At 74.1% G+C, this 18314-nt stretch carries 12 protein-coding genes; 1 reads left to right on the plus strand and 11 read right to left on the minus strand.

What is annotated here, in order from left to right; genetic code table 11:
• The 10 genes from PUR56_RS05340 to PUR56_RS05385 all read right to left on the minus strand — a co-directional run bounded on the left by PUR56_RS05340 (nucleotide 1) and on the right by PUR56_RS05385 (nucleotide 14240).
• Nucleotides 1-984 (minus strand): helix-turn-helix domain-containing protein, encoded by a 984-nt coding sequence (locus tag PUR56_RS05340; protein ID WP_329882803.1) that lies wholly within the window; start codon nucleotides 982-984, stop codon nucleotides 1-3.
• Between the two features lie 316 nt (nucleotides 985-1300).
• Nucleotides 1301-2818, minus strand: a complete 1518-nt coding sequence (locus PUR56_RS05345; RefSeq protein WP_329882802.1) for a pseudouridine synthase — start codon at nucleotides 2816-2818, stop codon at nucleotides 1301-1303.
• Nucleotides 2819-2882: 64 nt separating this feature from the next.
• Nucleotides 2883-3476, minus strand: coding sequence for an SMC-Scp complex subunit ScpB (scpB, locus tag PUR56_RS05350; RefSeq protein ID WP_380358137.1), 594 nt, complete (start codon nucleotides 3474-3476; stop codon nucleotides 2883-2885).
• Nucleotides 3477-3907: 431 nt separating this feature from the next.
• The gene (locus PUR56_RS05355) at nucleotides 3908-4906 is read right to left on the minus strand and encodes a segregation and condensation protein A (protein WP_329948046.1); all 999 of its coding nucleotides are present in this window, start codon (nucleotides 4904-4906) and stop codon (nucleotides 3908-3910) included.
• 560 nt (nucleotides 4907-5466) lie between these two features.
• On the minus strand, nucleotides 5467-6177 hold the full coding sequence (locus tag PUR56_RS05360) for a hypothetical protein (RefSeq protein ID WP_329948047.1): 711 nt from the start codon (nucleotides 6175-6177) through the stop codon (nucleotides 5467-5469).
• Complete coding sequence (locus PUR56_RS05365; protein WP_329882832.1) at nucleotides 6174-7241, minus strand: ParA family protein; 1068 nt, start codon at nucleotides 7239-7241, stop codon at nucleotides 6174-6176. The genes PUR56_RS05360 and PUR56_RS05365 overlap by 4 nt, the downstream gene beginning before the upstream one ends.
• A gap of 511 nt (nucleotides 7242-7752) precedes the next feature.
• A complete protein-coding gene (ald, locus tag PUR56_RS05370; protein ID WP_329882799.1) occupies nucleotides 7753-8868 on the minus strand; it encodes an alanine dehydrogenase in 1116 nt (371 codons plus the stop codon).
• A 261-nt stretch (nucleotides 8869-9129) separates the two neighbouring features.
• Complete coding sequence (locus tag PUR56_RS05375) at nucleotides 9130-11541, minus strand: tetratricopeptide repeat protein (protein ID WP_329948048.1); 2412 nt, start codon at nucleotides 11539-11541, stop codon at nucleotides 9130-9132.
• Between the two features lie 295 nt (nucleotides 11542-11836).
• Nucleotides 11837-12475 (minus strand): NUDIX hydrolase, encoded by a 639-nt coding sequence (locus tag PUR56_RS05380; protein WP_329882797.1) that lies wholly within the window; start codon nucleotides 12473-12475, stop codon nucleotides 11837-11839.
• Between the two features lie 124 nt (nucleotides 12476-12599).
• Nucleotides 12600-14240, minus strand: coding sequence for a CTP synthase (locus PUR56_RS05385; protein WP_329882796.1), 1641 nt, complete (start codon nucleotides 14238-14240; stop codon nucleotides 12600-12602).
• A gap of 776 nt (nucleotides 14241-15016) precedes the next feature.
• On the opposite strand from PUR56_RS05385, the gene PUR56_RS05390 reads away from it, so the two are divergent.
• Complete coding sequence (locus PUR56_RS05390; protein ID WP_329948049.1) at nucleotides 15017-17020, plus strand: glycoside hydrolase family 15 protein; 2004 nt, start codon at nucleotides 15017-15019, stop codon at nucleotides 17018-17020.
• A gap of 101 nt (nucleotides 17021-17121) precedes the next feature.
• Here the strand turns inward: PUR56_RS05390 and PUR56_RS05395 are convergent, their stop codons facing one another.
• Nucleotides 17122-18303: a glycosyltransferase family 4 protein gene (locus PUR56_RS05395; RefSeq protein ID WP_329948050.1), complete on the minus strand. Its 1182-nt coding sequence runs from the start codon at nucleotides 18301-18303 to the stop codon at nucleotides 17122-17124.
• Nucleotides 18304-18314: the final 11 nt, after the last annotated feature.

Consider the following 18314-nt stretch of genomic DNA (forward strand, 5'->3'; position numbering starts at 1 on the left):
TCACAACCACCCCCGCTCCCGGGCCGCCATGCCGGCCTGGAAGCGGGTGGTGGCGCCCAGCTCGCGCATCAGGCTCTGGAGGCGCCGCTGGGTGGTCCGGGCGCTCCAGCCGAGCGACCGGGCGATCGACTCGTCGGTGAGGCCGGCCGCCAGCAGCCCGAGCAGCTTGCGGTGGTCGGCCTCCGGCTCCGGCGTCTCCTCCGTGGCGCCGATCGCCGCCTGCAACTGGACGGCCCGCTCCCATTCCGCCTCGAACAGGGTGTCCAGCGCCTGGAGCAGCGCCGAGGGGTGGATCACGTAGGCGGCGTCGAGGACGCTGTCACCCACACTGATCGGGATGATCGCCATCCGGTCGTCCGACATGATCATCTTCATCGGGAGCACCGGCCGGACCCGCGCCTCCTCGCCGTCCGCGACCCCGGCCAGGATGTTCTTCTCCAGCCGCCCGGGCCAGGCCACCGCCTCCCGGTCGTAGACGGTCCGGAACCGCAGCCCCTCCTTCATCCGCTGCCGCTGGAGGGGGATGTTGGCCACCGGGTCCTGGATGTACGGCGGGCAGTCGAAGCCCCGCACCTGGTACTGGCTGGTCTCGGTGATGTGCTCCAGCCGCTGCGCGATGGCCTCGCCACCGGTCAGCACCTCGACCGAGTGGGCCGGGTCGGTGTACCGCGAGGCCTCCCGGAAGGCGTCCATCAGCCGGTGCATCTCGGCCCTGGCGTGGCGCAGTTCGGATTCGCGGTGGCCTATCAGGGTGCCGATCGCGACGTCGGGCGCGACCGGCAGGAAGCGGTGGCGGTCCACCGGGGCCCGGGTGGCCATGCCCTGCTGTGCCAGCCGGTCCAGCGCGCGGACGCTCTGCTGGAGGCTCAGGTCACAGAGGGCGGCCAGGTCCTCGGCCGTCGACTGTGGATTGGCCACCAACGCCGCGTAGACCCGTCCGTCCGGCGTGGCCAGCCCCAGAGCGCTGAGTGGTGCATCGGACACGGCGTCGCTCCCCGTTCGCCTCTCGCCCCTGCGCCGGTGGCGCAGTCCCGCCACTCGGCGGATCGCGGACAGGTGGCAATCTTCGGCCACGGATCATGACGCTGACAAGACGATCACCGGACGATGCGGCCCGCTTCACAGCAGGACCCGCCGAACGGCGTGAGGGCCTCCCCGCCGAACGGCGGGGAGGCCCTCACGGAAACACGTCACGAGGGGGACCCGTCCACAGGTCCACCGTCTCCGGTGCGGACCCTGCGGACCGGCTCGGCGAGGGGCGCCCGCGGGAGCGGCACGCACCTCACCGAAATCGACCGGTCTACAGACCGACCTCGTGCATCAGCTGACCGACCTCGGGGTTGGTGAGGCGGCGCAGCCAGCCGGACTTCTGGTCGCCCAGCGCGATCGGACCGAAGTGGGTGCGCACCAGCTTCTCGACCGGGAAGCCGGCCTCCGACAGCATCCGCCGGACGATGTGCTTGCGACCCTCGTGCAGGGTCACCTCGACCAGGTAGTTCTTGCCGACGTTCGAGATCACCTTGAAGCTGTCCGCACGGGCGAACCCGTCCTCCAGCTCGATGCCCTGCGCCAGCTTCTTGCCGAGGTCGCGCGGGATCGGCCCCTGGATCGCGGCCAGGTAGGTCTTGGTCACGCCGTACCGGGGGTGGGTGAGGCGGTGGGCGAGCTCACCGTGGTTGGTGAGCAGGATGATGCCCTCGGTCTCGGTGTCCAGGCGGCCGACGTGGAACAGCCGGGTCTCCCGGTTGGTCACGTAGTCGCCGAGGCACTGCCGCCCGTCCGGGTCCTCCATCGTGGAGACCACGCCGGCCGGCTTGTTCAGCGCGAAGAACAGGTACGACTGGGTGGCGACGGTCAGGCCGTCCACCTTGATCTCGTCCTTCTCCGGGTCGACCCGCTTGCCCTGCTCGGTGACCCGCTTGCCGTTGACATCGACCCGGCCCTGGTCGATCAGCTCCTCGCAGGCGCGCCGGCTGCCGATGCCGGCACGCGCCAGCACCTTCTGCAGTCGCTCGCCCTCGGGCTCGCCGAAGGTCTTGGGCAGCTTCACGGCCGGCTTGTCGTGCCGGGCGAGCACCGCGTCCTCGATCCGGGCCTGCAGCTCACGCGAGCGCTGCGGCTGGCGGCGCGGGTCGCCCGGGGCGCCCTGCCCCTCGCGGCGCGGGCGCGGGGCCGGGTTGGGCCGACGGCCGGAGAAGCCGCCGCGGGCCGGGGTGGCGTTGGGGCCGCCGCCGAACTCGGGGCGGTCGTACTTCCGCTCCTCCGGCCGCAGCGGCCGGTCGGGGAAGCGACCGTCGTCACGACGGTCGTCCCGACGGTCATCACGCCCGGACCCGCCGCCGTACGAACCACCGCGCGAGGCCGAACCGCCGCGCGAGGGGCCGGAGCCGCGCGAGGGGCCGCCACCGCGCGAGGAGCCGGAGCCCCCGCCGTACGAACCGCCGCCACGCGACGAACCCGCACCGGACCCGCCGCCGTACGAACCGCCGCCGCGCGAGGAGCCGGAGCCCCCGCCGTACGAACCGCCACCGCGCGACGAACCCGCACCGGACCCGCCGCCGTACGAACCGCCGCCGCGCGAGGAGCCGGAGCCCCCGCCGTACGAACCGCCGCCACGCGACGAACCCGCACCGGACCCGCCGCCGGAGCCGCCGTACGAACCGGACCCGCCACCGGACCCACCGCCGTACGAACCGCCGCGCGAGCCCGACCCGCTACGACCGGCGCTGCCCCCGTAGGAGCCGCCCCGGCCCCCGCCCTGTCCGCCGCGACCGCTGCCGCCGCCGCTGCTGTTCCTGCCGTTGCCACTGCTACGCATCAAAGTGTCCGTACGTCGTTTACCGTCTGGGATGTGCGGTCGTTTCGGCCGACCTCACCGCCCCCTACCGATCAGGCGCAGCCCGACCGGCCTCGCCACTGCCGTCCACGGCCTGCACGGCAGCGGCGGCGACCGCCTCCGCGATCATCGTGCCCTCCAGGGACTCCGCTTCCACGTCGTCGACCTCGGGCAGGAAGGGAGCAAGCTCCGGCAGCTCGTCCAGGCCGCGGAGCCCCATCCGTTCCAGGAAGTAGTTCGTCGTCCGATACAGGATCGCACCTGTTTCGGGCTCGGATCCGGCCTCTTCCACCAGTCCTCGCTGTACCAGGGTACGCATCACGCCGTCACAGTTCACACCGCGGACGGCTGAGACCCGCGATCTGGACACCGGCTGCCGGTAGGCGACCACCGCCAACGTCTCCAGCGCGGCCTGTGTCAGACGGGCCTGCCGGCCGTCCAGGACGAAGCGGTCGACGGCCGGTGCGCACACGGCCCGGCTGTAGAACCGCCAGCCACCGGCCACCAGTCGAAGGTCGAAGCCCCGGCCCTGTGCGGTGTACTCGGCGGACAACCCGGACAGCGCCGCCGCCACCTCCGCCCGCGACCGCTCCAGCACGGACGCCAGGTGCACCTCTCCGACGGGCTCGTCGACGATCATCAGGATCGCTTCCAGCTCCGCCCGCAGTCCGGGCCCGTCCGCCGACGGAACCGTCGGCACGGACCGCCACGGTTCAGCGCCGACGACCCCGTCCCGCCCGTCCGGGCTCCCCGGCATCTCCGGGCCGGGCCGCTCCGCCGCACCGGAAGTCGACGGAGCCGACTTCTGGTGCACGACGACCGGCTCGACAGCTGCACCGCCGACGCAGCCGGTACCCGCCGCCACACCCGCACCAGCACCAGCACCCGCCAGGCCGCCGACGGTCACCGGGCCGGCACCCGCCGGGGCTCCGTCCACCGTCCGCCCCTCCGTCCCGGCAGCGGGCTCCACCGGGACGGTGGGCGCAGGCTCCAACCACTCCTCGGCCCGCGGCTGCCCCGGCACCCCGAGCGGCCGCCGAGGCACCCGCCGTCCGTCATCGGCCCCGACCGTCATCGCGGGCCCTCCTCTCTCCGCACGTCCGCGGCCCGCACGTCCGCAGCCCGGACATCGGCGGCCCGGCCGTCCGCGGCCCGCCCTTCACCGGCAGGCCGGTCGAACTCGTCCGTCACGTCGACCGCCCCGCGGTCCGCCTCGGCCACCCAGCGCACGACCAGCTCCCCGAGCGCCTCCGGCTGCTCGAAGGCCAGCACCCGCTCCCGGTAGAGCTCCAGCAGCGCCAGGAACCGGGCGACGACGACCAGGTCGTCCGGCGCGTCCGCGACCAGTTGCCGGAACGTCGCCTCCCCCAGCACGGTCAGCAGCCCGACGACCAGGCCCGCCTGCTCGCGCACGCTCACCGGCGGTGTGTGGATGTGGTCGACGTAGACCACCGGTTTCGGCTTGGGGACCATCGCCCGGGCCGCCAGCTGTGCGAACCGCTCGGCGCCGATGCCGATCACGACCTCGGGCAGCAGCCGGACGTGCCGCGGTTCCAGGCCGACGGACCGGGGCCGGCGGAACAGCTCGGCGGCCCAGCGGTCGCCGAACAGCGCAGCCGCCCGCTTGTAGGCCCGGTACTGGAGCAGCCGGGCGAAGAGCAGGTCCCGGGCCTCCAGCAGGGCGAGGTCCTCCTCGTCCTCGACCTCGGCCGCCGGGAGCAGCCGGGCCGCCTTGAGGTCGAGCAGCGTGGCGGCGACCACCAGGAACTCCGTCGTGACGTCCAGGTCCCAGTCCGGGCCCATGGCCCTGATGTGGGCCATGAAGTCGTCGGTGACGGTCGCCAGCGCCACTTCGGTGACGTCCATCTTGTGCTTGGCGATCAGGCTCAACAGCAGGTCGAACGGGCCTTCGAAGTTGCTCAGCCGTACCCGGAAGCCACCCTGCGGCTCACCGCCGCCCGCCCCGGCACCTGCCCCGGTGGCCATCGCGGCGGGCGCGGCAGGCGCGGCGACAGCCTCGACCGACCGGGCGGTCCCGGCGACAGCGGAGGGTTCGGGCGTACTCGACATGGCGGTCCATCTTCACCCGGTGCCGCCGCCCGCTCCGTGCGGGGGCTCACCGACACGCCGCACCCGCCGCGCACGCCGCCGGGAGTACTTCACCGGCCGCCGGACCCCTCGCAAGCCCACCCCGGACCCGCCGGGGACCCACCCCGGGCCCACCCCGGGCCCCGGAACGCTCGACGGGGGCTCCACGCCCCTACCGGCCTACCGGCGGCCGACGAGGTCGGCGCGCGCCGTCCCCCGGGCCCTCGGCCGCCCTCAGGCGCCCTCCGCGCGCCGGGGCGCCCCCAGGGGCCCGGGAGCCGCTCAGCGCCGCTCAGGGGTGGCTCAGGGGCCGCCAGGACGCGGTCCAGGGTCGGCCCGGCCGCGACCGGGGCACCGTCCGGAGGCCCGGACCACCCACGGGACATCGGTGAGCGCCGACGACGGCGGCCCCGAAGGCGGAGCTCGACGACCCCGGCAGGCCCCACCGGGCCGGCGGAGTGCCGCTGGGCCCGATGCGCCGGAGTTCCGCTGCGCCGGAGCGCCGGAGCGGCTTCCGACGGGCCGACGGGCGGCCCCGGGCGTCAGCGCCCGCGCAACCGCCGCACCAGGATGCTGGCCTCGCCCCGCTGCTCCAGATCCGCCAGCACGACCGCGATGGCCTCCCGGACGATCCGGCCGCGGTCCACCGCCAGGCCGTGCTCGCCCCGGAGGACGAGACGGGTGTGCTCCAGGTCCATCAGCTCTTCGGCGGACACGTACACGGTGATCTTCTCGTCGTGCCGCTCGCGCCCGGTGGGACGGCGCGGGGCCCGGCCCCGCGGCCTCGGCCGTCCGCCGGCAGCCGCCGGCTCCTCGACCGCGCCTGCGTGCTGGCGCGGCCCCGGTGCGGCGGCCCGGCCGCCCTGCCCGCCGACGCCCTGCGTACCGCCGGCACCGGCACCCGGCCCGCCGACGCCCTGTCCTACGCCGCCCTGGCCGCCCGGCTGCGCGGGCGCGGGCACCGTGCCCGCCGCACCGGCCGGCCGGCGCACGGCCCGCCGGTGCTCGCCCGGTTCCCCGGCCGCGCCGCCGTCACCGCCGGCGCCACCGCCCGCGGCCTCGCCACCGCCCTCCGCGTACTCCGCACCGCCCACGCCCTCGGCGCCCTCGGCACCGTCCGCGTCGACGGTGCCGTTGACCGCCCTGGCGGTCTCCGGTCGGGGCGCCTCGGCGGCCGAACGCGACGCGAGGGACGGCGACAGCGCCATCCCGCCCGTGGTCCGGAACAGCTCGTCGGCACCCGGGAGACTCACTCGGCGGGGCGGCACCGGTCGAGCACCTCCCTGGCGAGCTGGCGGTAGGCGGCGGCACCGACCGAGTTGGTCGCGTACGTCGTGATCGGCTCGCCGGCGACGGTGGTCTCCGGAAAACGGACGGTCCGCCCGATGACGGTGTGGAAGACGTGCTCGCCGAACGCCTCGACGACGCGCGCCAGCACCTCACGGCTGTGCACGGTGCGCGAGTCGTACATGGTGGCGAGGATGCCGTCCAGGCGGAGCTCGGGGTTGAGCCGCTCGCAGACCTTCTCGATGGTCTCGGTGAGCAGCGCGACGCCGCGCAGCGCGAAGAACTCGCACTCCAGCGGGACGATCACGCTGTGAGCGGCCGTCAGCGCATTGACCGTCAGCAGACCCAGCGAGGGCTGGCAGTCGATGATGACGAAGTCGTAGTCGGGCAGCAGCGGCTTCAGGGCGCGCGCCAGCGCGGACTCCCGGGCCACCTCGCTGACCAGCTGCACCTCGGCGGCGGAGAGGTCGATGTTCGACGGCAGCAGGTCCATGCCGGGCACCGCGGTCTTCAGCAGCACGTCATCGGCCGTCAGGCCCCGCTCCATGAGCAGGTTGTAGACGGTGACGTCGAGCTCCATCGGGTTGACGCCGAGGCCGACCGAGAGGGCGCCCTGCGGGTCGAAGTCGACGAGCAGCACACGGCGGCCGTACTCGGCGAGCGCCGCGCCCAGGTTGATGGTCGACGTGGTCTTGCCGACGCCGCCCTTCTGGTTGCACATCGCGATGATCTGCGCGGGACCGTGCTCGGCCACCGGCGCGGGGATCGGGAAGTACGGCAGCGGGCGCCCGGTCGGGCCGACCCGCTCACGGCGCTGACGCGCGGCGTCGGGGGCGAGCGTGGCGGCGTACTCCGGATCCGGTTCGTACTCGGCGTCGGGGTCGTCGTAGGCGCCGTAGGCGAACTCTCCGTAGGCCAGGCCGTGGGCCGGCAGGTCGACGTCGTAGTCGGTCACCGTGGTCACCTGTGCTGTGTTCTGGCGTGCTTCGAAGGTACGGAGTGCGACCGAGCCGACCTCGGCCGAGCCCACGGTGGCCTGCCGGGCCCCGGACTCCTCACGCGGCTGGCCGGCGATGTGCTCCGCCAGTCCTGGCTGACCACCCCCGGGAGCAAATGTCGACTCATTCACAAGTCGTCTTACCTCCTTGGGTATCCAGGACTCTATGTCGATTCGTCAGCGTGGCAGCATGCCGACGGTTTGCGACTCTAGGCCGTTCAAGGCGTTCGCAGCAACACAATCCACGGTAGTGGGCAGGATGTGTCGACTATCAGGCGACCCTCTGTCAAGGGATGCGCGAGCCCTTGACCCTAACGTTTCTGCGGTCGGGTGACGCGACCGACGGAAATTGACGACAGAGCGACCCGCCCGCGCCGCGCCCGCCGTCACCACCGGGTTCACCCCTCGTTCACGGGCCGGCCGGGGCCCCGTCGGCACGCCTGTTCGCAGGCATGGCGAAGCCCCCGGCCCGAGGGGAGCGGGTCGGGGGCCGACGGGCCGCCGTGCGGGCGGCTGCCCGTTCAGGGAGGCCGGGTGTTCAGCCTCAGGCGAGCACGCTCTCCAGGGAGACGGACTCCAGGCCGAAGGCCTCGGCGACGGCGCCGAAGGTGATCTGGCCCTCGTGCACGTTCAGGCCCTTGGCCAGCGCGGCGTCGCGGCGCAGCGCGTCCTTCCAGCCACGGTTGGCCAGCTCGACGACGTACGGCAGCGTCGCGTTGGTCAGCGCGTAGGTGGAGGTGTTCGGGACGGCGCCCGGCATGTTGGCCACGCAGTAGAAGACCGAGTTGTGGACCGGGAAGGTCGGCTCGGCGTGGGTGGTCGCGTGCGAGTCCTCGAAGCAGCCGCCCTGGTCGATGGCGATGTCGACGAGCACGGAGCCCGGCTTCATGCGGGAGACCAGCTCGTTGGTGACGAGCTTCGGGGCCTTGGCACCCGGGATCAGCACGGCGCCGATGACCAGGTCGGCGTCGAGCACCGCCTTCTCCAGCTCGAAGGAGTTGGACATGATGGCCTTGATCTTCGTGCCGAAGACCTTGTCCGCCTCGCGCAGCTTGTTGATGTCGCGGTCGAGCAGGGTCACGTCGTAGCCCATGCCGATGGCGATGGTGGCCGCGTGCCAGCCGGAGACGCCACCGCCGATGACGACGGCCTTGGCCGGGTGGGTGCCGGGCACGCCGCCGGGGAGGGTGCCACGGCCGCCGGCCGGGCGCATCAGGTGGTACGAACCGACCTGCGGGGCCAGGCGGCCCGCGACCTCGGACATCGGGGCGAGCAGCGGGAGGGCGCCGTTGGCGAGCTGCACGGTCTCGTACGCGATGGCGGTGGTGCCGGAGGCGATCAGCGCGTCGGTACCGGCGCGGTCGGCAGCCAGGTGGAGGTACGTGAAGACCGTCTGGCCCTTGCGCAGGCGGTGGTACTCCTGCGCGATGGGCTCCTTGACCTTCAGCAGCAGGTCGGCGGTGGCCCACACCTCGTCGGCGGTGGGGAGGATGGTGGCGCCGGCGGCCACGTACTCCTCGTTCGGGATCGAGGAGCCGAGACCGGCGTTGTCCTCGATGTAGACCTCGTGTCCGTTGCGGACCAGCTCATGCACGCCGGCGGGCGTGATGGCCACGCGGTACTCGTGGTTCTTGACCTCGCGGGGGATGCCGACCTTCACGGCTAAACACGTCCTCTTGCCCTGGGGGTCCCTACCGGAGAAGACCGGCGGGCGACGCGCACGTGGGGAAGCCTCCGGAAGACACCGGGGCACAGCTGTCTGCGCGACTAGGTCCGAGTGTAATGAAGCCCAGGCGACGTGTCAGCCTTCCAAAGTGAATAAATTTGCCGGACACATTGGCAGGTTCGTAGGCTTCCATGACGATCTTCCTGCCGAATCAACGCCAACCGGGCATGTTCGACAATACTCCGAAAGCGCCCTTCACCACCCGGCGACGAGTCGTTCCCGCAGCTCCGCGAGGGCGGCTCCGACGGCCTCGCGGCCCTGCTCGTCGCCCAGCCTCCGCAGCACCGAGAGCGACGCCCGGTACTCCCGCTCGGCCTCCTCGAAACGGCGCTGGGCGGTGTGCGCCTCGGCCACCCGGGCCAGCAACCGGGCCTCGGCGGCCTGATCGCCCATGGACTGCCGGACGCCCAGCGCCCGGCCGTACCAGTCGGCGGCGCGCACCGCGTCCCCGAGCGCCCGGTGGCAGCCGGCCGCGCCCTCCAGGGCCCTGGCGCAGAGCGCCTCGTCGTCGGCGGCGCGGGCGTGCTCCAGAGCGGCCCGGTAGTGCCCGGCGGCCTGCTCCCAGCCACCGGCGGCGGCCTGCAGGTCGCCCAGGTTGAGCAGCGCGGCGGAGGCCCGGCGGGGTCGGCCGTGCCGCTCGGCCACGGTCAGGACCAGCTCGTGCAGTTGGTGGAGATCGGCGGGCGCGGCCGCGCCGGTCAGCGGGAGCGCCCGCAACAGGGCGGTGACCAGCCGACCGGCCGAGCCGTCCAGGTCGCCCTGGCCGATCGCGTCGGCGACGGCGCCGAGCAGCAGGTCCCGCTCGCCGAGCAGCCACTGCCGGGCGTGGGCGGCGGACGTCAGCCGCAGCGGACCGGGCAGCGGGTCGGGTCCGCTGCCGCCGGCCGGGTCGAGGAGCGCCCGGGCCGACTCGGTGAGGCGGACCAGCCGCTCCAGCAGCCGGGCACGGGCCAGCTCGGTCTCGGCCGGGCGGTCCTCCTGCTCCCGCAGCCGGACCAGCCGCGGGTAGAGCCGGCCGGGCACCTGGTAGCGGGCGGTGCCGTCGGCGGCCGGGGGCTCCTCGGTCAGCAGCTCCCGTTCGGCGAGCGCGGCCAGCGTCACGGCGGCCTCCGGCGCCGGGCAGCCGACCAGGGCGGAGGCCGTACGCGGGTCCGCGCACTGGGCGGGCGCCAGGGTGAGCGCGCGCAGCATCCGGGCCTGGGCGGCGGGCAGGGTGGCGTAGGTCAGGGTGAACGCGCCGATCAGCGGGTCGTTGTCCGGGACCGGGACGGGTTCGGCGGGCTCGGGACCGGGCTTCACCCAGGCCGCCGGATCACGCGCCGGATCCGGTACCGGATCCGCCGGGGCCGCAGGTCCGGCGACCGGCCCCGAGGCAGCGGGCCCGGCAGCAGGCCCGGCAGTGGGCCCGGCGGCAGGCCCTGCGGCAGGGCCGGACCGGCCCTCACCGCGCTTCCGTTCGGCCCGGCGCCCCCGGTCCGCACCCTCCGCCTCTCCGGGCCCTCCCGCCCCTCCCGCCCCTCCCGCTCTCCCCTGCCTCTCCACTCCGTCCGGCCCCGGCTGCGACGACTGCGCCGCCTGCGCCGACTGCCCGGGCTGTCCCGGCTTCGCGCCCTTCGGCTGCTTCTGCGGCTTCGTCCCGCCGCCCTTCTCCGGCCCGCCGGCCGCCCCCGTCGGCCCCGCCACGCCCGCCGTCCCGGCCGCACCGTGGCTCCCCCGCTGCCCGTCGCCCCCGCCCGGACCCGCGTTCGTCCCCGCCGGCGCCCCGCCCCGCACGTCCCCGCGCGCCCCGCCCCGCGCCGTCTCCCGCGCCGTCTCCCGCGCGTCCGCCTCCGCGACCGCCCGCACCAGCTCCTGCGCCGCGTCCGTCACCGCCAGCTCGGGACTGCCGCGCAGCCATCCCGCCATCAGCCGCAGCGCCGCCGGCCGGGAGGCGCAGGCCTCCGCCAGATCGGCCCCGCCGACCGGGTCGCAGCCGATCCTGGTCCCGCCCACCAGGTCACCCAGCAGCTCGCCCGCCGCCGACCGGTCGAGTCCGCCGAGAATGACCGGGTCGATGTCCTCGATGCCGGTGAGCGGCCCGGCGGTGGTGGCCAGGACGAGGCAGCCGGGCTCGTCGGCGAGCAGCGGCCAGAGCTGCCCGGCGTCCCGGACGTCGTCGAGCAGCAGCAGGACGCGCCGACCGGCCAGCGCCTCGCGCAGCGCGACGCAGGCGGGCTCGTCGCGGCCGTCCTCGACGGCACCGGGCAGCGGGACGCCGGCGGTGTCCGCGCCGAGCTGCTCCAGCAGCCGGCGTGCGGCACGGGCGGGCGGCACCCGGCCGCCGTCGGGTGCGGAGAGGCGGGCGAACAGCACCCCGTCGGGGTATCCGGGGGCGACGGTGACGGCGAACCGGACGGCCAGCGCGGTCCGCCCGGAGCCGGGGCGGCCGGCCACGACCAGGACGGGGCTGCGGCCCTCGGCCGGTCGGCCGGCGGCGGCCCGGAGCGCGGCCAGCTCGGCGCGCCGGCCGACGAACAGGGCGGGGCCGGCGGGCAGCCGGTCCAGCCCGGGAACGCGTTCGGCGGGCGCGCCGGGCCCGGCCTCCATCGTCGCCGTCTTCCTCGCCACCCGTGCCACTCCCGACGTCACCCAGCGCTCAGCGGAGGCGGCCCGGGACGGGCGCCCTGTCTGCGAAGCGTAGTTCGACCGCCCGGCCCGACCGGGGTGACATCCGGTCGTACGAACCGGTAAATCACCCCTGCGGATCAACCCGCGGTGCCGGGCCGGCCCCGGAGCACCCGCCGGTCCCGGAAAAGGGCGCTCACCGGTCCGGGGAAAGGACACCCGTACCGGGGAGCCGGCCACTCCGGGACCGGCCCCGGAACGGCGCCGGTCCCGGAGTGGCGTCACGCCTTCCCGGGGTTCAGTCCCGGAACGGCCTGGCCGGCCAGGGCGAGTCGGCCGGGCGCAGCGCGTCCAGGCCGCCCGGGGCGTGCAGCGCCGCGGACAGCGCCAGGGTGCCGGTGATCAGGGTGGGGTTGTGCAGTTCGCCCGCGTGGATCAGCCGGACCAGTTCGGCGACCGGCACCCGGGCGGACTCCAGCTCCAGTTCCTCCCCGTGCGCCTGGTAGCGCTCGCCGTCGGCCTCGGAGAGGTCCGTGGCGAGGAAGAGGCGCAGTGCCTCGTCCGTTCCGCCGGGCGAGGTGTAGAAGTCGACCAGCACCCGCCAGGTGTCGGCCTTGCAGTGCGCCTCCTCGTAGAGCTCGCGCTGGGCGGCGTGCAGCGGGTTCTCGCCGGGGACGTCCAGCAGGCCGGCCGGGAGCTCCCAGAGCCGCTGGCGGACGGGGTGGCGGTACTGGCGCAGGACGAGGACCCGCTGCCGGTCGTCCAGGGCGAGGACGGAGACCGAGCCGGGGTGGGTCTGGTAGTCACGGCGGGCCCAGCTGCCGTCGGGCATCCGGACCTCCTCGGTGCGCACGCCGGTGACCCGGCCCTGGAACGGGGTGGTGCTCCCCCGGACCTCCCACTCCTCGGCCACGTCGGCGATGCTGCGGTCGTCCATCACGGTCTCCCCTTTTCGTCAGTACGACACAATCTAACGCCGGACGGCGGCCCCGCGGGAATGCGGGGCCGCCGTCCGGTGAACAGCCGGATGCCGGGCTGGCGCGTGCCTGCCGTCCGAGTGGCTACTCGGCGGCGGGGGCCGTCTTGATCTCGATCGCGGCCTTCACCAGACCCGCGAAGAGCGGGTGCGGGCGGGTCGGGCGGGACTTGAGCTCCGGGTGGGCCTGGGTGGCCACCAGGTAGGGGTGCACCTCGCGCGGGTACTCGACGTACTCGACCAGGTCGCCCTTCGGGGAGAGGCCGGAGAACTGCAGGCCGGTCTTCTCCAGGTCCGCCCGGTAGGCGTTGTTGACCTCGTAGCGGTGGCGGTGGCGCTCCTCGACGTACTGCTCGCCGCCGTAGACCTCACGGACGATGGAGCCCTCGGCGAGCTTGGCCGGGTAGAGGCCCAGGCGCATGGTGCCGCCCAGGTCGCCCTTGCCGTCGACGATGGCCAGCTGCTCGGCCATGGTGGAGACGACCGGGTACTTGGCGGCGGAGTCGAACTCGGTGGAGTTGGCGTCGGGCAGGCCGGCCAGGTTGCGGGCGGCCTCGATGACCACGCACTGCAGGCCCAGGCAGAGGCCGAGCAGCGGGATCCGGTTCTCGCGGGCGTAGGTGATCGCGGCGACCTTGCCGTCCACCCCGCGGTCGCCGAAGCCACCGGGGATGCAGATCGCGTCCACGTCGCCGAGCTGCTCCTGGGCGCCCTCCGGCGTGGTGCAGTCGTCGGAGGTGACCCACTTGATCTCGACGCGGGCGTTGTTGGCGAAGCCGCCGGCGCGCAGCGCCTCGGTCACCGACAGGTAGGCGTCCGGCAGGTCGATGTACTTGCCGACCAGGGCGACCCTGACGATGTGCTGCGGCTCGTGGACGCGGCGCAGCAGGTCGTCCCAGGTGGTCCAGTCCACGTCGCGGAACGCCAGGTCGAGGCGGCGCACCACGTACGCGTCCAGGCCCTCGCCGTGCAGGACCTTGGGGATGTCGTAGATCGACTTGGCGTCGATCGCGGCGACCACGGCCTCCTCGTCGACGTCGCACATCAGCGAGATCTTGCGCTTGATCGCCTGCGGGACCTCGCGGTCGGCCCGGAGCACGATGGCGTCCGGCTGGATGCCGATGTTGCGCAGGGCCGCGACCGAGTGCTGGGTCGGCTTGGTCTTCAGCTCGCCCGAGGGGCCGATGTAGGGGAGCAGGGAGACGTGGACGAAGAAGACGTTGTCCCGGCCGACCTCGTGGCGGACCTGGCGGACGGCCTCCAGGAACGGCAGCGACTCGATGTCGCCGACGGTGCCGCCGACCTCGGTGATCACCACGTCGACGTCCTCGGTCGCCATGCGGCGGATCCGGGACTTGATCTCGTTGGTGATGTGCGGGATCACCTGGACGGTGTCGCCCAGGTACTCGCCGCGGCGCTCCTTGGCGATGACCGTGGAGTAGACCTGGCCGGTGGTGACGTTGGCCGAGCCGTGCAGGTTCGTGTCGAGGAACCGCTCGTAGTGGCCGATGTCGAGGTCGGTCTCGGCGCCGTCGTCGGTGACGAAGACCTCACCGTGCTGGAACGGGTTCATGGTGCCCGGGTCCACGTTGAGGTACGGGTCGAGCTTCTGCATCGTGACACGCAGGCCACGGGCCTTGAGCAGGGCACCGAGGCTGGAGGCGGTGAGGCCCTTGCCGAGTGACGAGGCGACACCCCCGGTGACGAAGAGGTGCTTGGTCGTCACGGCGCGGCTGTTCGATGCCTTGCCGGAATGGGGCTGTGCCAAGAGGGGGCTCCCGTGGGTCGCGAGTCGGACGTGACGTGGTGGGAGGCTCGCGGGTCGCCTGGCGACGACGAGGGCGGTGCGGTGCACGGCGCCCGGGGGGTCGTCGGTTCGGCTGGTCCGGGGCGTTTGATCCCACCGGTCCACGGGATACCAGGGTAACAGTGACCCGGGCCGAGTGCTTTCCGGCCCGCCGGAGGTGCCCCCACGGCGCTCCGGGGGCGCACGCCTGGCGCACCACCGGCGCACCACCCGGCGCAGCCGTCACACCCGTCGCACCACCGGCCCGGGCGGGTCACTCGGGACCGCTCGGCCAGGCCATCGGCGGCCCCCTGTTCGAACCATCCGGAGCTGATCCTTCCGGGCCATCCTGGCGGGCGCACCCACGATGCGCGGTATTTCCGCCGAATTGCGGCGCCACACCGGGCGGCGCCCGCGTGCTTCGCCCCTTTCGTCCGTCGTAAGCTGCTCGGACGCATCGCCGACAACACGAGCACGCGGAGGGCGTGGGAGGGTCAGGACGCCTCTCGGTCCCCGATGCGCGACCGGACCTCCCCGTATTCTGCTCCCACCCACCCACCCAGAGGCTCGACCGAGTCTTCGCGGACACTCCAGCAAGGCCCCCCACCACCCCACGGAGGGCCGGACGTCCCGGGGTGGCCTCCGGCCCCGCAGAACCGCTGGCTCCCCCTCGGATCGCCGATGCGTCGTGACCACATTGCGAACTGGAGATCCACGTGGCCGGCCGTATCGAGGACTACGCACTCATCGGGGACATGCAGACCGCCGCCCTGGTCAGCAGGGACGGAGCGGTGGACTGGCTCTGCCTCCCCCGGTTCGACTCGCCGGCGGTCTTCGCCGGCCTGCTCGGCACCGACGAACACGGCTTCTGGCGAATCGGCCCCGCGGAGGCGGTGGCCACCGGGCTGCCCTCCCCGGCCGCCGATCCGGCCCCGGCCGCCGCCGCACGACTCAAGCTCACCGACACCAGTGACCTGCGCGTGCCGCCGCCGACCGCCGCCGCCCCGGCGGTGCCCGCCGACCGCCGCCGCTACCGGGGCGACTCGCTGATCCTGGAACAGGAGTGGGACTCCCAGGGCGGCACCGTCCGGGTGATCGACTTCATGCCCCCGCGCCCGCTGGCCGGCAAGGACGCCGTCCCCCAGGTGATCCGGATCGTCGAGGGCGTGACCGGCACCGTCCGGATGCGCTCGGCGGTCCGGATGCGGTTCAGCTACGGCCGGGTCGTCCCCTGGGTGCACCGGGTGGAGCAGCCCGACGGCAACCACCGCACGGTCGCCGTGGCCGGCCCCGACTCGGTCTGGCTGGACGGCGCGGCCGACACCTACGGCCGCAACCTCACCACCTACGCCGACTTCACCGTCTCGGCCGGCGAGCGGATCGCCTTCGCCCTCACCTGGCAGGCCTCCCACCTGGAGCCCCCGACCGCGCCCGCCGCCGAGGAGCTGCTCGACGCGACCGCCGACTTCTGGCACGACTGGGCCGGCCAGTGCACCTACCAGGGCCCCTACCGGGAGGCCGTGGTCCGCTCGCTGATCACCCTCAAGGGCCTCACCTACGCCCCGACCGGCGGCATCGTCGCGGCCCCCACCACCTCACTGCCCGAGGACATCGGCGGCGAGCGGAACTGGGACTACCGCTACACCTGGCTGCGGGACGCCGCGATCACCCTCTCCTCCCTGCTGCGCACCGGCTACCGGGACGAGGCGAAGGCCTGGCGCGAGTGGCTGCTGCGCGCGGTCGCCGGGGACCCGGAGAACCTGCAGATCATGTACGGCATCGCCGGCGAGCGCGAGCTCACCGAGTCCTCCCTCGACTGGCTGCCCGGCTACGAGGGGTCCCAGCCGGTCCGGGTCGGCAACGGCGCGGCCGGTCAGCTCCAGCTGGACGTCTACGGCGAGGTCGTCGAGGCGCTGCACCTGGCCCACATGACCGGACTGGTCCGCAACGACCACGCCCACCACCTCCAGCTGCGCCTGATCGAGTACCTGGAGGACCACTGGACCGAGCCCGACGAGGGCATCTGGGAGGTCCGCGGCCCGCGCCGGCACTTCGTCCACTCCAAGGTGATGGCCTGGGTGGCGGTGGACCGCACCATCAAGCTGCTGGAGCAGAACCCCGAGGACGCGCCCGCCGACGGCCACCTGGAGCGCTGGCGGGAGCTGCGCGACACCATCCACCGGGACGTCTGCGACAGGGGCTACGACCCGGGCCGCAACACCTTCACCCAGTACTACGGCGGCAAGGAGCTGGACGCCTCGCTGCTGCTGATCCCGCAGGTCGGGTTCCTGCCGCCGGACGACAAGCGGGTGATCGGGACGATCGAGGCGATCCAGCGCGAACTGTCCACCGAGGACGGCTTCGTCCTGCGCTACCCGACCCACGACGAGAGCGGCAACAACGTCGACGGCCTCTCCGGGCACGAGGGCGCCTTCCTGGCCTGCTCGTTCTGGCTGGCCGACGACCTGGCGATGATCGGCCGGGTGCAGGAGGCCCGCGAGCTGTTCGACAAGCTGCTCTCGCTGCGCAACGACCTCGGGCTGCTCGCCGAGGAGTGGGACCCGCGGCTCAAGCGCCAGGTCGGCAACTTCCCGCAGGCGTTCAGCCACGTCCCGCTGATCGACACCGCACTACGGCTGACCGCCTGCGGCGGCGCCTACCTCTCCGCCCAGCCGGACGGCTCCGCCGCCGACCGGGCGGCCGAGCAGGCCACCGTCTGAGCCGGCGTGCCCGGGGGGCCGCGGGCCGTCCCCCGGGCGGGCGGCACCGGTGCGCGGTGGCGCCCGGTGGCGCCCGGCAGCCCGGTGGTGCCCGGCAGGGCTCAGTGGTGGCCCTGGACCAGTTCGTCGTAGGTGCTGAGGACCTGCGCCACGGTGGCGGCCTCGTCCGGCCAGGTCTCCGCCTGCTGCCGGCCGGCCGCCGCCAGCCGCGCGCGGCGCGCCGGGTCGGCCAGTAGCTCGCGCACGGCCCGGCCGAGCGCGACCGGATCGCCGGGCGGGACCAGCACCGCGGCGTCGCCGACCAGCTCGGGGATGCCGCCGACGGCGGTGGCGACCACCGGCACACCGGCCCGCATCGCCTCCTGCACCACCAGCGAGCGGGCCTCCCAGCGGCTGGAGACCACCAGCGCGTCGGCGGCGGCCAGCAGGTCGGGGACGTCGGTGCGGTGTCCGAGCAGGCGGACCGGCAGCTTCTCGGCGGCCGTCCGCTCCCGCAGCCCGGCCGCCTCCGGGCCGTCACCGGCGAGCAGGACCAGCGGCTCGGGGTCCAGCGCGGCGAACTCGCGGGTGGCGTCCAGCAGCAGCCCGAAGGCCTTCTGCGGGGCGAGCCGGCCGACCGCGAGGACCAGCGGACGGTTCGGACCGCCGCCGAGCAGCTCCGTCCGGACGGCGGCCCTCTCCAGCCGGACGTCGGGGGCCGGCGGGGCGGCGACCGGGCCGAGCCGGGCGTCGGTGGCGCCCAGCTCGCGGGCCCGGGCCACCAGGTCGGAGGAGGCACCGAGGACGAGGTCGGCGGCGCGCGCCACCCGGCGTTCCATCAGCCGCTGGAGCCGCCGCTCCATGCCGGTGGCCAGCAGCGCGTGGTGCGAGGTGACCACCAGCGGCGTCTCCGGGCGCAGGCCCGGGAAGCGGCCGGCGGTGCGCAGCGCGAGGTCGGAGAGGAGCGCGGCCCGCAGGCCGTGGGCGTGCACCACGTCGGCGCCGGTGAAGGCACGGCGCAGTTCGCCGATCGCGTTGGCGTCGCTGCGGGCACCCGCGGTGGGGGTGATGTCGACCAGGTGGAACCTGGCGCCGGTTCGGGAGAAGCCGAACAGCGCGTCCGTGCCGGCGGGGGCGCACACCGTGACGGTCACTCCGTGCGCGACCAGGCCCTGTGCCAGGGAGCGCACGTGCGCACCGATGCCGCCGGTACTGGCGGCCAGGACGAGCACCACCTGCAGCTGCCCCCGTTCGGGGCTGGCCGCGGTGGCCCGGGCGGCGGAATGGTCCACGTCGTCTCGCATCCGACTACTCG

This window comes from Streptomyces sp. BE303, assembly GCF_036290945.1.
Lineage (GTDB): Bacteria > Actinomycetota > Actinomycetes > Streptomycetales > Streptomycetaceae > Kitasatospora.

Bases quoted from the DNA above. Each gene is read 5' to 3' on its own strand.
- PUR56_RS05395 (WP_329948050.1), bottom strand. From the start codon at position 18,303: ATGCGAGACGACGTGGACCATTCCGCCGCCCGGGCCACCGCGGCCAGC.
- PUR56_RS05345 (WP_329882802.1), bottom strand. From the start codon at position 2,818: ATGCGTAGCAGTGGCAACGGCAGGAACAGCAGCGGCGGCGGCAGCGGT.
- scpB (WP_380358137.1), bottom strand. From the start codon at position 3,476: ATGATCGTCGACGAGCCCGTCGGAGAGGTGCACCTGGCGTCCGTGCTG.
- PUR56_RS05380 (WP_329882797.1), bottom strand. From the start codon at position 12,475: ATGGACGACCGCAGCATCGCCGACGTGGCCGAGGAGTGGGAGGTCCGG.
- PUR56_RS05355 (WP_329948046.1), bottom strand. From the start codon at position 4,906: ATGTCGAGTACGCCCGAACCCTCCGCTGTCGCCGGGACCGCCCGGTCG.